Here is a 12,759-nt window from a genome sequence, read left to right on the forward strand (position 1 = left end):
AACAGCGTATCCATCTTCACCAAAGCCTCGTTGACCATCTGGCGTATGGGCCGCAGGGGATGATTACTTGGCACAAAGTCTTCCAGATGGCGCATCGTGAACAGGCTTTCGGTGAAGGTGTCGGCTCCGCGCATGGAATTGAATTGCTTGTATCTGGTGATGGAAAAATGGGCTACCTGAGATAAACGTTGGAGCTTGCGTATTGGCGGACTCCGCTCCGAGGTATTTCAGCAGCCTGCTAGGGGCTTGGGGCGGATCATTTTCCCTGCCATTTCGTTTGTGCAGGCTACCAACCTCAAGGCAACGGCAAACAGATTGAGCGCGCGGCTTAGATAAGCCCGTGTCAGCAGTCAGTCTCTTGTAGTCGGTCGCCGACCCCCTTTGATCGTCAGCAACGCAGCGAAAGCGGGCGCCCGCCACCGTCAGCTTTCTTAAAACCCAATGGCATCAAGTGCAAGCCCACACAGTGCTGGACAAGGTCGTGGGTCCAAAGGTAAAGGGCCCAGGCCTTTCGACCTAAGCGCTCATTTCCTCACTCGCCGCTCACAGGCCGCCGAAACACACGTACTTCATCTCGGTGTACTCCGAAATGCCATGGCGTGAACCCTCGCGGCCCAGTCCGGATTCTTTGACCCCTCCGAACGGGGCCACCTCGTTAGAGATCAGGCCGGTGTTCACGCCCACCATGCCGGACTCCAGCTTCTGGGACACACGCAGGCAGCGGCTCATGTCTTTGCTATAGAAATAAGATGCCAGGCCAACGTCCGCTTCGTTGACATGGTCCAGCATTTCGCTCTCGGACGTGAACTTTGCAATGGGAGCCAAGGGGCCGAAGCTCTCGCATTGCATGCACAGGGCATCCAATGGGACATTGGAGAGGATCGTGGGCTCGAAGAACAGCTCGCCGACATCGCTGCGCTGGCCGCCACACACCACGGTAGCGCCGGCTGCCACGGCTTGCGCTATGTGTTGCTCTACCTTCTCAATGGCTTGGACATTGATCAGCGGGCCCTGGTTGACGCCGGCATTCAGACCGTTGCCCAGCTTGAGTTGCTTGACCTTGGCGGAGAACTTCTGCACGAAGGCGTCGTAGACACCGGCCTGAACAAAGAAACGGTTGGCGCATACACAGGTCTGGCCCGAGTTGCGGTACTTGGACACCATGGCGCCTTCGACGGCTGCATCGATGTCGGCATCCTCGAAAACGATGAAGGGGGCGTTGCCGCCTAGCTCCAGGGAGAGCTTCTTCACGGTATCGGCAGACTGCGCGTACAGAATCTTGCCGACGGCGGTGGAGCCGGTAAACGAAACCTTGCGCACGCGCGAGTCCTGCATCCATTCACCGCCGATGGCGCGGGCATCGCCTACGACGACGCTGATGACGCCCGCGGGGATGCCTGCTTCATAGGCCAACGCTACCAGGGACAGGGCGGTCAGAGGGGTCAGCTCCGATGGCTTGATCACCATGGTGCAGCCGGCCGCCAGTGCGGGCGCTGCTTTGCGGGTGATCATCGCTGCAGGGAAGTTCCAGGGCGTTATGGCCGCGGTAACCCCCACGGGCTGGTTCACCACCATGAGGAACTTGTCCTTGGCCGGCGATGGGATGGTCTCGCCGTAGACGCGCTTGCCTTCCTCGGCGAACCACTCAATGAAACTGGCCGCGTAGGCGATCTCGCCCTGGGCCTCGGTGATGGACTTGCCTTGCTCCAGGGTCAGCTGGGTGGCCAGGGCCTGGGTGTTGGCCTTGATGAGGTCAAACCACTTGCGCAGCAGGCCCGAGCGCTCCGCCGCCGTGCGTTAGCTCGGGGAACGCCTTGGCCGCCGCATCGACAGCAGCCTTGGCATCGGCTTGCCCACACTCGGCAACTTTGGCCAGCAAGGAGCCATCGAAGGGGTTGATGACATTGATGGGCTGCTGGGCGTTGCCGGCAGGGGCGCCATTGATGATGCAGCTCAGGACTGCAGGCTCTGCGCTGCATTCGGTGATGATGTGTGCCATGGGCGAAGCACCTTTAGGCGATGACGGTCACGAAATAGACCTTCTTGACGAACTCGTCCACTTCCCAGTGGCCTTTGTAGTCTTCGGGCATGACGAAGGGATCACCCGCTTTCAGGGCGTGCACCGTGCCGTCCGGATCGACGACGCGGCAGCTGCCCTCCACGATGTGGCAGAACTCGATGTAGCCGGTAGTGTCCGAGCGGAAGCTGCCTGCGGTGGCTTGCCAGACGCCGGCCGAGGCCTTGCCTGCATGGCCTTCAAAGACATTCATGGTTTGGGTCTGGGTGCTGCCGGACATTGGGCGTTTGGGGGCGCCTATGACTGGATTGATCAGTTCGGCGGTTTGCCAGCGCACCAGCTTGGCTTGAGGGCTTGTCATGGAATCGGTACTCCTTGGGGGGGGGCAAATGAGGTGAGGGGGCGCGGGCTGCCGCGTCCTTAGGCGCGAAACCGCGAGAGGCGAAAGGCGTGGTGCTCGACGGTGGGAGCTATGCCTTGTACCAGTTGGGCCAGCAGCTCGCCGGCGGCCGGGCCTATGCCAAAACCGTGGCCGCTGAAACCGGTGCCAATGAAGAAGCCAGGGATGGCGTCCACCGCCGAGATCACGGGCAGGGCGTCGGGCGTGACGTCCATCATGCCGCCCCAGGCCTGGGCCACCTGCGCACCTTTGAAAGCCGGGAAGGCCTGCTGCAGTTGCCGCAGCGCGGCATGCACGGAGCTCGTGTTGGGCCCGGGGTCGAGCGTGCGGGTTTTTTCGAAGGGCGTGGGCTTGTCGAGCGCAAAGCGCGTGGGTGTGAACAGCTCTTCAAAAAAGCGCCGCCCGAAGCGGATCTTGAGAAACTGCTTTTGCGCCATCCAGGCCCGGAAGAAAAGCGGCAGCAGACGAATGCTGTCGGGCGTCACATCGGCCACCGAGGCCGAGAGTTTGGACACCGTGTAGCCGCCATCCGCCCGGGGGCGGCAGGTGAATTCCTTGCCGTTGACCGCCAGGTCCAAGCCTGTGGGCAGGGCGTCCGTGCGCAGCGCGGATCCGTGCACCTTGAGTTGTGGCAGGAAGACGCCGGTGTTGCCGCACATCAGGCGGCTCCAGGCGCCACCGGCCAGCACCACGCGGTCGGCCGCCACCCGGCCGTGTTCTGTGATGACGCCTGCGGCCCGGCCGCCCGCGATGTCCAAGCCGCGCACGGCGCATTGTTCAAAAATCTGGCATCCTGCGGCGCGCGCCAGCTGCGCTATGCCTGCGGTGGCGAGTTGGGGCTCGGCCACTCCGTCCTCAGCGCTGTGCAGTGCACTGCTCCATGGGCGCTGGGATGGTTCTGCCAGCACCTGGTTCACGGCATCTCCGGTGAGCAGGCGCGCACCCGTGGGGTGCTGCTGGGCAGAGTCAAGCCACTTGTTCAGCTCGGCCTGGTCGGCCGCGTTTTCGCCCAGGTAGGCCAGGCCGACCTGCCGGTAGCCGACGTTGACTTGCTGCTGGATCTCGCGCCACAGGCTGTTGGCGCGGTGGGCCAGCGGCAGCTCGGCCGGGTCGCGGCCTATGCTGCGGATCCAGCCCCAGTTGCGGGACGATTGTTCGCCCGCCAGAACGCCTTTTTCAAAAACGGCGACACGTAAGCCGGCCTTGGTCAGTGCCCAGGCGGTACTGATGCCGATGATGCCGCCGCCAATGATGGCAACGTCGACTTGCTGTGGAAGTGAGGAGGGCATGGTGCGGGTAAGAAAAGAGATAGGTGAATGAGCATGGCGACAAGGCGGGTTAATTCCCGCCGCAGCCGCCAGGCAACGGACTGTTGTGTTGTGTTCAAGGCCTGGCCTGCCGCCGCCTGTTGCGGCGCAGGCCGGCCCAGGCATCAGCCGGGGTAGCCCATCGCGTCGCGTAGCCGGTACCACTGCAGCGCGGCCATCGCGCTGATCTGGCGCACGGGATACAGGGGCAGCCGCTTGACGGGCGTGACCGGATATTCCAGTGCGGCCGCAGGTGTGCCGCGCACGGCTTCGCCCAGCACTCGTCCCAGGGCGGTGCCCATGGCAACGCCCCGGCCGCAGTAGCCGTAGGCAGTCCATAAGCCATCCGCCAGCTGGTGCAGGTGGGGCAGATCGTCTATGGTCATCCCGACGCGGCAGGCCCAGCCGTGGCTGAAAGCCACATCGTGCAACTCCGGGAAGCGCTGGCAGGCCGCTTGGCGCAATTGCTCGCGAGTGGCAGGGTCGAGCTTGTCGCTGTTGCGGCCCCGGCCGCCAATCACGAAGCGACCTTCGGGGTCGAGGCGGCAGTAGTAGGTGATCTTGCGGGTTTCGGAGATGCCGGCGCGCAGCGGTAACAGGCGCTGCTGCAATGAGGCGGGCAGGGGATCGGTGGCGATTTGCGCGCTGGCGACATTCACATAGGACTGTGCGACTTGGGGGACCAGTTGGTCGGTGTAGGCATCGGTCGCCACGATGACCTTTTGGGCGTGCACCGCATGGCCGTTGACCTGCAGCTGAAATCCCCGCGCTGCGGCGGCGATAGCCTGAACCGGCGAATAGTCATACAGCGCGGCCCCGAGGTCGGACGCGGCTCTTGCCAAGCCCCGGGCATAGGCCAGGGGTTGCACGGCACCGGCGCTTTGTTCGAGCAGGCCCGAAGGCCAGTAGGCTGAGCCCGTAGCGGCGCGCAGCGCGTCCCGGTCTAGGTAGCTGGTGCTGCCGCCATAAGCGTTGATTTCCCGGGAACGCTGGCCCAGGTAGTCGCTGGAGGCCTGGGAATAAGCGCCCTGCAGCCAGCCATTGCGCGTCGGCTGGCAGTCGATCTGGTGGCGTTCCACGAGCGCGAACAAATCGTCGGCGCAGCCGTAGCCAAGGCGCATCATGCGGCGCGCGGCAGGTTCTCCGAATCGCTTGATCAGTGCCGAGGGTGAGGGCTTGAAGCCGGGAACGACTTGGCCGCCATTGCGGCCAGAGGCGCGGTGGCCGATTTCAAAGGCCTCGAACAAGGCGGCGTTGACGCCGGCCTGGGCCAGGTGCAGGGCCGCCGACAGTCCGGTGAAGCCGCCCCCGATGATGGCCACGTCGACCTGGAGCGGGGCTTGCAACGTCATGGATGCGGTGCGTGGTGACGCCGTGGCGGCCCAGAGTGACGCCGAGGGCGTGGAAAATCCGGCGCCCATGACGCTACTCGGCATGCGTGACGCGGCGCAGGAAGTCCTGCATGCGCTCATTACGGGGCTGGGTCAGGACCTGCTCGGAGGGGCCTTGCTCGGCAATGCGACCGCCGTCGAGGAACAGCACCCGGTTAGAGACCTCGCGGGCGAATTTCATCTCATGGGTCACGATGACCATGGTCATGCCTTTTTCTGCCAGCTTGCGTATCACCCCCAGCACTTCGCCGACCAGTTCCGGGTCCAGCGCCGACGTGGGTTCGTCAAACAGAATGGCGTCGGGCTGCATGGCCAGCGCCCGCGCAATCGCCACGCGCTGCTGTTGCCCACCCGACAGCTGGTTGGGGTAATGGGCCATTTTTTCCGCCAGGCCCACCGAAGCCAGGATGTCGCGTGCACGCTCCGATGCCTCGGTGACGCTCTCATTTTTGACGTAGACGGGTCCCTCCATCACATTTTCCAGCGCGGTGCGGTGCGGAAAGAGGTTGAAGCGCTGGAACACCATGGACACGCGCTGGCGGATCTTCTGGATGCTGGCCGAATTCGCGTTCACGCGCTCGCCGTCAATGGTGATGCTGCCGCCCTGGTACTGTTCGAGGCCGTTGATACAGCGCAGCATGGTCGATTTGCCGGAGCCCGAGGGGCCAATCAGGCAGACCACTTCGCCGCGCTGGATCTCGGCGTCGATGTTAGATAGAACCTGGTGGGTACCGTAGGACTTGCTTAGTTGCTCGATCTTGATCATTTTCGGTTCCCCAGGCGGCGCTCCAGCTTGCCCACGCCATACATCATGGGCAGGCTCATGGCGAGATAAATCAGGGCCACCAGCGTGAAGATGGTGGCGCTCTTGAAGGTGGCGGCAGAGATCAGCTTGCTCTGCATGGACAACTCGACGACGGTGATCACTGCGGTCTGGGACGAGTCCTTGAGCATCATCACCAGGTTGTTGCCATACGGGGGCAGTGCGATCTTGAAGGCTTGCGGAAAGATCACGCGGCGCATCAGCATGGTGCGCGACATGCCCAGCGATTGGGCGGCCTCGTACTGGCCCGTATCCACGGCGTCTATGCCGGCGCGGAACACCTCGGCCATATAGGACGAGTACGCAATGCCCAGGCCCAGCGCACCGGCCTGGAATGCGCTCAGGCTGATGCCGAAGTCGGGCATCACGAAGTACATGTAGAACAGCACGACGACGATCGGGATACCCCGGATCACGTTGGTGAGAATGCGGCTGGCATGGGCCAGGGGGCTGATGCCCGAAACGCGCAGCAAGGCCCAGAAAAGGCCTAAAAGCGTGGCGATGAGCAACGCTGCAACGGTGATGGCGATGGTCGTCAAGACCCCCTGCATGAGGACGGGAAGGTACTCAACCGCATCGCTGAAAAAAGTGTCAAACATTTGGGAGCCTCGGCAAAGACGAACAAAGTCTGTGAGCCCGGCGCCCAGGAAGGGCGGGGCTCACAGGGTCGGGTGGTGGCGTTACTGCGGCACGCCCCATTTTTTCAGGATGCCTGCCAGTACGCCGTTTTTCTTGATCTTGGCAACGGCCGTGTTGAGCTTGGCCAGCATCTCGGTGTCGCCCTTGCGCACGGCCAGAGCGATGTCGGTGGCCAGCAGGCTTTGGTAGGTGTCGACCAGGCGCACTTGCTTGGAGGCGGACATGCGCACCTGATAGGCCACGACCGGACCGTCACCAAAACCGGCGTCCACGCGGCCCAGGGCGATGTCGCGCACCAGATCGGCCATGGTGTCGTACATCTTCAGTTCCTTGAAGCCCTGGACGGCTTTGAGCGGCTCGACATAAGACGTGCCCATCTGTACGCCCACGACCTTGCCTTTGAGGTCGTCGTAGTTACGGTAGGCTGTGGTGTCCTTCATGGGCACCAGCAGGGCTTCCTTGTAGGTCAGCACGATGTCCGAGAAGTCCACGACTTCAGCGCGCGCCGGGGTCTTGGCAAAGGCCGATGAGATCAGGTCGATCTTTTTCGTTTGCAGCGAAGGGATCAGCGTGGCAAAAGGTATGCCCGAGATCTCCGGCGTGACACCCAGCTCCTTGCCCACCGCATGGGCCACGTCCACCATCACGCCTTCCAGCGCGTTGGTCTTGGGGTTGAGGAAGTTGAAGGGTACGGCGGTGGGCGTGGCGCCTACCTTGATGACGGGTTGCTGCGCCTGGGCTGACGACAAGGCGAAGGCCATGGAGGCTGCAGCCACCAGCGATTTCAGAGCAATTTTCAACATGAGAAGCTTTCAGTGTTTGATCCAGTGCCGCACTAGGGTGACGGGGCTGGATGCCTTGCGGAACAGATCAGTCGAGTGAATGAAGTCGTATCGTATTGCGATACACATGAATTGTTTAACGATTCATGGCTGTGATATTACTGAAAAAAGTCTGAATTGATTAGGCTCTGTGGCCATAAATTCCTAGGATTTACCCTCGGATTCATTGATTTTTGCCGAATTCCTTGGGCAAGAAAGAAATAGTGAATCGTATTTCTATACAGTAGATGTATATTTTTTAGCGATTTTATTTTTGGGCTTGGCGCACCATGTGCCAAGCCTGTGGATTGGCCAACATGAGCTCTGTGAACCCGGAATCGTCTACCTTGTACGTGCAGTCGCTGGCCACTGGCGTGTCGGTGTTGAAAGCGTTCAACTCCGAGCGCTCCTCCATGAGCCTGCCGGAGATCGCCGCGGCCGTCGGCATCTCCAAGAGTGCGGCACAGCGCTTTGCTTTCACGCTGGAAGCGCTGGGCATGCTGAACAAGGATCCGTACTCGAAACGCTACTCCCTTTCTTCGTCCAATCTGGACGCGGGCTACCAGTATCTGCAGTCCCACCCCTTGCTTGAGCGCGCGAATCCCTATTTGCTGGACCTGAATCAACGCACCGGCGAGACGGTGAATCTGGCCGAACCCGCAGGCGACAGCATGGTGTACATCGGGCGCTTCTCCAGCCTGGTGCGCCTGATCATGCACATGCCTATCGGGCAGCGCATTCCCATGTTTTGCGCCTCGACCGGGCGCACTTATTTGTCCGGCCTGTCAGACGATGCGGCGCGTACCATCCTGGACCGCAGCGACCGGGTGCGCTACACGCCGAAAACGGAAACCGATGTGGAGGCGCTGCTGGCGCTGGTGCAACAAGCGCGCGAGGACGGATTTGCCTACTGCAATGAGGAGTTCTATCGCGGCGATCTGGCCCTGGCGGTACCGGTGCGGGATACGGCGGGCAATGTCATTGCCGGGCTCAACCTCTCCGTGTCGTCGGCGGCATGGACCGTCAAACGCGCGATCACCAAGTTCGTGCCGCTGATGCTGGAGACAGCGCGCCTGATCTCCACCACGCCGCCCAACCTGGCAGCGCAGCGGCCGTTTCGCACCGAGCTGCGGATACCGCGCGGCGAGGGCGGCTCTGATGTGGCGGCGCTGAGCTAGCCTCGCCGCTGAGCACCCCTGCGAACCTCGGTTTGCACAGTGTGGTGTTCAAGTCTCAGCGACGAGCTGGCTCATTCATCCTGTTTACACGCGCTCAAAGATCGCCGCAATGCCCTGGCCGCCGCCAATGCACATGGTCACCAGTGCATAGCGCCCGCCAGTGCGGTGCAGCTCGGCAATCGCCTTGGTGGTGATGATGGCGCCGGTCGCGCCGACCGGGTGGCCGAGCGAGATGCCTGAACCGTTGGGATTGACCTTGGCCGGGTCCAAGCCGAGCTGTTGTATGACGGCGCAGGCCTGGGCGGCGAAGGCTTCGTTGGATTCGATCACGTCCAGGTCTTGCACCTTCAGACCGGTGCGCTGCAGCACTTTTTGCGTAGCCGGCACCGGGCCTATGCCCATGTAGGCGGGTTCGACGCCAGCGTGGGCGTAGCCGACCAGACGTGCCAGCGGTTTGAGGCCTAGCGCCTGTACGCGTGCGCCCGAGGCCAGCACCACGGCGCTAGCGCCGTCGTTGATGCCCGAGGCGTTGCCGGCGGTGACGCTGCCGCCGTCTTTCTTGAATGCGGGCTTCATGCCGGCCAGTACGTCGAGCGTGGTGTTGGCGCGCACATGCTCGTCGGTGTCGAACAGCACGACGCCTTTGCGCGTGGCAATCTCGACCGGGGCGATCTGTTCCAAGAAGCGACCGGCGGCAATGGCGGCGACGGCGCGGCGCTGGCTCTCATAGGCCAGCTGGTCCTGCATTTCGCGCGTGATCTGGTAGCGCTCGGCGACGTTTTCTGCGGTGATGCCCATGTGCATTTTTTGCCAGGGGTCGTGCAGGATGCCCAGCATGTAGTCGATGCTTTTGGTGTCGCCCATGCGCGCGCCGTAGCGCGCGGCCTGGTCGAAGTAGGGGCCGCGGCTCATGGATTCGGATCCGCCGCCTATGGCGATGTCGCAGTCGCCGTAGCCAATCGCCTGCGCCGCCGAAATGATGGCTTGCAGTCCCGAGCCGCACAGGCGGTTGACGTTGAAGGCCGGTGTCTCGATCGGGCAGCCGGCGTCGATGGCGGCCACACGAGCCAGGTAGGCGTCATTCGTGTCGGTGGGGATCACGTTGCCCATCACCACATGGCCGATGGCATCGGGCGCGAGGCCGCTGCGCTCTATGGCGGCGCGCACGGCGGTGGTGGCGAGCTGGGTGTTGGGAACGTCTTTGAGCGCGCCGCCAAAGGTGCCGATGGCGGTGCGCGCAGTGGCGATGACGAAGATGTCTGGGAAGCTCATGATGCGGTCCTGATGTTGATGGTGATGGGCTTAGCGGCCGTGGAAGGTGGCGGGCTGCTTGGCGAAGAAGGCCTCGATGCCGTCCTTCATGTCCTGCGTGGCGGCGCAGCCGGCAAACGCCGTGGTTTCGGCCGCAAGCTGCGCGCCCAGGTTGCGCTCAAAGGACTCTCGCATCAGGCGTTTCATCGCGCCGTAGGCCAGCGTGGGGCCCTTGGCCAGGCGCTCGGCCAATTTTTGCACTTCGGCATCAAGCTGGTCGACCGGCACCACGCGGTTGACCAGGCCCAGGCGCTCGGCGTCGGCACTGGTCAGGGTGTCGCCGAGTAGCGCGATCTCGAGCGCCTTGCGCAGGCCGACCAGGCGTGGCAGCGCCCATGAGGCGCCTACGTCGCAGCTGGTGCCCAGGTTGATATAGGCCAGGTTGAAGCGCGTGCCTTCGGCGGCGATGACAAAGTCGGCCTGCAGCATCAGTGACAGGCCCGCGCCGGCGGCCACGCCGTGCACCTGCGCAATCAGCGGCGCGTTCATGGTGGCAAACACCTGCAGCACTTCGTTGAGCGGGCCCAACAGGTCGGCCGCGCCCTGCACCGGGTCGGCGCGCAGCGTGGCCAAATCGCCGCCGGCCATAAAGCCCTTGCCCGCGCCGCACAGCACCACGGCGCGCACCGTGGGGTCGGCGGCGAGCTGGCGCGCGGCGCTGAGCAGCGCCTGCGCCATGGGCACATTGATGGCGTTCAGGGCTTCTGGGCGCGCAAAGCGCAGCGTTGCTATGGCGCCGTGTCGTTCAAACTGCAGCGGCGCGGAGGAGGGGGTGCTCATGAGTTACTCCTGAAAAAGGAGCGCCTGGCGCTGGTGTAGCAAGTATTTCAAGAGGAAATGGCTTGAAAGCTAAGGTACACGTGCGCTGGCTGCTCCTGTTTTTGATGAAGGGCTGACTGTCTGCGTGGGCGGCGGCGTACTAGCGGTACAGCGCCTCGATTTCTGTGGCGTAGGTTTTGTAGATGCTGGAGCGGCGCACCTTCATGGTCGCCGTGACTTCGCCGTCGTCATGGTCCAGCTCCTTGGTGAGCAAATGGAACTTGCGGATCTGCGAGACCTGGGCCAGGCGCTGGTTGCCCTGGCCGATCTCGGCGTCGATCAGCGCTCGCACCTGCGGCAGCTCGACCAGCGAGCGGAAATGCGTGAATGAAATGCGCTGCGCCTCGGCCCATTTGCCGACGGTTTCAAAGTCGATCATGACCAGCGCGGCCACGAACTTGCGCGCCTCGGCGACGATGATGCATTCCTTGATGAAGGGACTGCCCTTCATGGTGTTTTCGATCTCGGACGGCGTGAGGTTTTTGCCGCCGGCGGTGATCATGATGTCTTTCAGGCGGTCGACGATCTTCAATTGGCCGCGCTCCTCGCGCACCACGTCGCCGGTGTGCAGCCAGCCGTCGATGATGCTGCTGGCCGTGGCTTCGGGGTTCTTGTAGTAGCCGGCAAACACCATGTCGCCGCGCAGCAGCAGCTCGCCGTTGTCGGCCAGGCGGTGCTCCACGCCCAGCGTGGGTTGTCCCACGGTGCCTATCAGCACATCGCGCGGTTCGTGGCCCAGCACCATGCCGGTGGATTCGGTCAGGCCATAGACCTCGATCAGCGGCACGCCGAGCACGCGGAAAAAGCGCACCACGTCGGGCGCAATTGGCGCGGCGCCGGTGAGCGCCACCGCCACATTGCGCAGGCCTATGAAGTTTCGCAGTGCGCGAAAGATCAGCCAGTAGCTCGCGCGGTATTTCGCCTTGTCGCCCAGCGTCCAGGCGCTGCGCGGTTTTTCGGCCAGCGGCAGGCAGGCGGCATAGGCCTGGTCGAACAGCTTGCGGCGCAGACCGCCGGTTTCCTGCAGCTTGATGCTGAGCGTGGCGTGCATTTTTTCCCAGATGCGCGGCACGCCAAGAAACATGGTGGGCGCGACCTCACGCAGGTCTTCCTGCACGGTGCGTATCGATTCGCCGAAGTTCACTTGTGAGCCTATGTATACCGGCACAAAGGTGGTCAGCATCTGCTCGGCCACATGGCACAGCGGCAGGTAGGACAGGTGGCTGGTGGCGCCCGTGATGCCCAGGCGCTCGACGATGCCGGGCACCACGCCGCGCATATTGCGCCACGAAATCATCGCGCCCTTGGGCTTGCCGGTGGAGCCCGAGGTGTAGATCATGAGGCCGATGTCGTCGAGCTTTTGGTGCGCCAGCGCGGCGTCTATCAGCGCGCTGTTGCCGGCTGCAGCGCCGGCTTTTTCAACTTCGGCAAAGGTCACGATCAGGTCGCGCACTTCGGGCGAGAAGCTGCGCAGGCCCTTTGTTTCCATGACGATGATCTTGCGCAGGCGCGGCAACTGGGCCAGTGTTTCTAGCAGTTTGTCGGTCTGCTCCTGGTCTTCGCAGACCATGATTTCCACGTCGCCATGGCCGACCACGTAGGCCACCTCCGAGGCGGGACTGGTGGAGTACACGCCCACGGTCACCGCGCCTACCAGGCCCGCACCCATTTGCGTCAGAACCCACTCGATGCGGTTCTCGGCAATCACGCCGACATGGCCGCCCTCGGGCAGACCCAGGGCACGCAGGCCCAGGCCAAAGTGGCTGGCGCGGCGGTGGTACTGGCCCCAAGTAAAGGGCTTCCAGATGCCGAAGTCTTTTTGCCGGATGGCGAGGCGCTCGGGCATGGCCAGGGCGCGCTCACGCAGCATTTGCGGCAGGGTCAGGTCAGGGAGATGCATGTCAGTGATCCATTGCGCTGCGTGCCGCCAGTGGCCTATGAAACTGGCGCGCCCAAGGCCAGGGCCGCCGTGCAAGGGCCGCCCCGCCGCACTGGCGGCGTCCCCCTTCCCGCGTCGCGCAGCGAGGCGAGAGAAGGGGGAAGGCACGAAGTG

Annotated in this window: 10 protein-coding genes and 2 pseudogenes; 1 reads left to right on the forward strand and 11 read right to left on the reverse strand. The window is 63.2% G+C overall.

The genetic code is table 11. From position 1 onward, the window contains the following. From BM160_RS22320 to BM160_RS14550, 8 genes and pseudogenes are all read right to left on the reverse strand, one after another. A pseudogene (locus BM160_RS22320) lies at positions 1-134 on the reverse strand (IS5/IS1182 family transposase); the annotation flags it as partial. 409 nt (positions 135-543) lie between these two features. Further along, positions 544-1,999, reverse strand: a pseudogene (locus tag BM160_RS14515) (NAD-dependent succinate-semialdehyde dehydrogenase). Between the two features lie 13 nt (positions 2,000-2,012). After that, complete coding sequence (locus tag BM160_RS14525) at positions 2,013-2,378, reverse strand: cupin domain-containing protein (RefSeq protein ID WP_092006868.1); 366 nt, start codon at positions 2,376-2,378, stop codon at positions 2,013-2,015. Positions 2,379-2,437: 59 nt separating this feature from the next. Continuing rightward, complete coding sequence (locus BM160_RS14530; protein WP_092006870.1) at positions 2,438-3,706, reverse strand: NAD(P)/FAD-dependent oxidoreductase; 1,269 nt, start codon at positions 3,704-3,706, stop codon at positions 2,438-2,440. Between the two features lie 143 nt (positions 3,707-3,849). After that, the gene (locus tag BM160_RS14535) at positions 3,850-5,076 is read right to left on the reverse strand and encodes an NAD(P)/FAD-dependent oxidoreductase (protein ID WP_218156619.1); all 1,227 of its coding nucleotides are present in this window, start codon (positions 5,074-5,076) and stop codon (positions 3,850-3,852) included. 73 nt (positions 5,077-5,149) lie between these two features. Continuing rightward, positions 5,150-5,881 (reverse strand): amino acid ABC transporter ATP-binding protein, encoded by a 732-nt coding sequence (locus tag BM160_RS14540; RefSeq protein WP_092006874.1) that lies wholly within the window; start codon positions 5,879-5,881, stop codon positions 5,150-5,152. Further along, positions 5,878-6,537: an amino acid ABC transporter permease gene (locus tag BM160_RS14545; protein ID WP_092006876.1), complete on the reverse strand. Its 660-nt coding sequence runs from the start codon at positions 6,535-6,537 to the stop codon at positions 5,878-5,880. Before BM160_RS14545 ends, BM160_RS14540 begins: the two co-directional genes overlap by 4 nt. A gap of 81 nt (positions 6,538-6,618) precedes the next feature. After that, positions 6,619-7,380, reverse strand: a complete 762-nt coding sequence (locus BM160_RS14550; RefSeq protein ID WP_092006878.1) for an ABC transporter substrate-binding protein — start codon at positions 7,378-7,380, stop codon at positions 6,619-6,621. A gap of 335 nt (positions 7,381-7,715) precedes the next feature. Between BM160_RS14550 and BM160_RS14555 the strand changes: the two genes are divergently transcribed. Then, positions 7,716-8,576, forward strand: coding sequence for an IclR family transcriptional regulator (locus tag BM160_RS14555; protein ID WP_255368911.1), 861 nt, complete (start codon positions 7,716-7,718; stop codon positions 8,574-8,576). Between the two features lie 84 nt (positions 8,577-8,660). On the opposite strand, the gene BM160_RS14560 is transcribed toward BM160_RS14555, so the two are convergent. The 3 genes from BM160_RS14560 to BM160_RS14570 all read right to left on the reverse strand — a co-directional run bounded on the left by BM160_RS14560 (position 8,661) and on the right by BM160_RS14570 (position 12,606). Next, positions 8,661-9,848, reverse strand: coding sequence for an acetyl-CoA C-acyltransferase family protein (locus BM160_RS14560; protein WP_092006880.1), 1,188 nt, complete (start codon positions 9,846-9,848; stop codon positions 8,661-8,663). A gap of 30 nt (positions 9,849-9,878) precedes the next feature. Beyond that, the gene (locus tag BM160_RS14565; protein ID WP_092006883.1) at positions 9,879-10,667 is read right to left on the reverse strand and encodes an enoyl-CoA hydratase/isomerase family protein; all 789 of its coding nucleotides are present in this window, start codon (positions 10,665-10,667) and stop codon (positions 9,879-9,881) included. A 139-nt stretch (positions 10,668-10,806) separates the two neighbouring features. Further along, complete coding sequence (locus BM160_RS14570) at positions 10,807-12,606, reverse strand: AMP-dependent synthetase/ligase (RefSeq protein WP_092006885.1); 1,800 nt, start codon at positions 12,604-12,606, stop codon at positions 10,807-10,809. Between the last annotated feature and the right edge of the window lie 153 nt (positions 12,607-12,759).

The sequence above is a fragment of the Polaromonas sp. OV174 genome (assembly GCF_900112285.1).
In the GTDB taxonomy this organism is placed as follows: Bacteria; Pseudomonadota; Gammaproteobacteria; order Burkholderiales; family Burkholderiaceae_C; genus Polaromonas.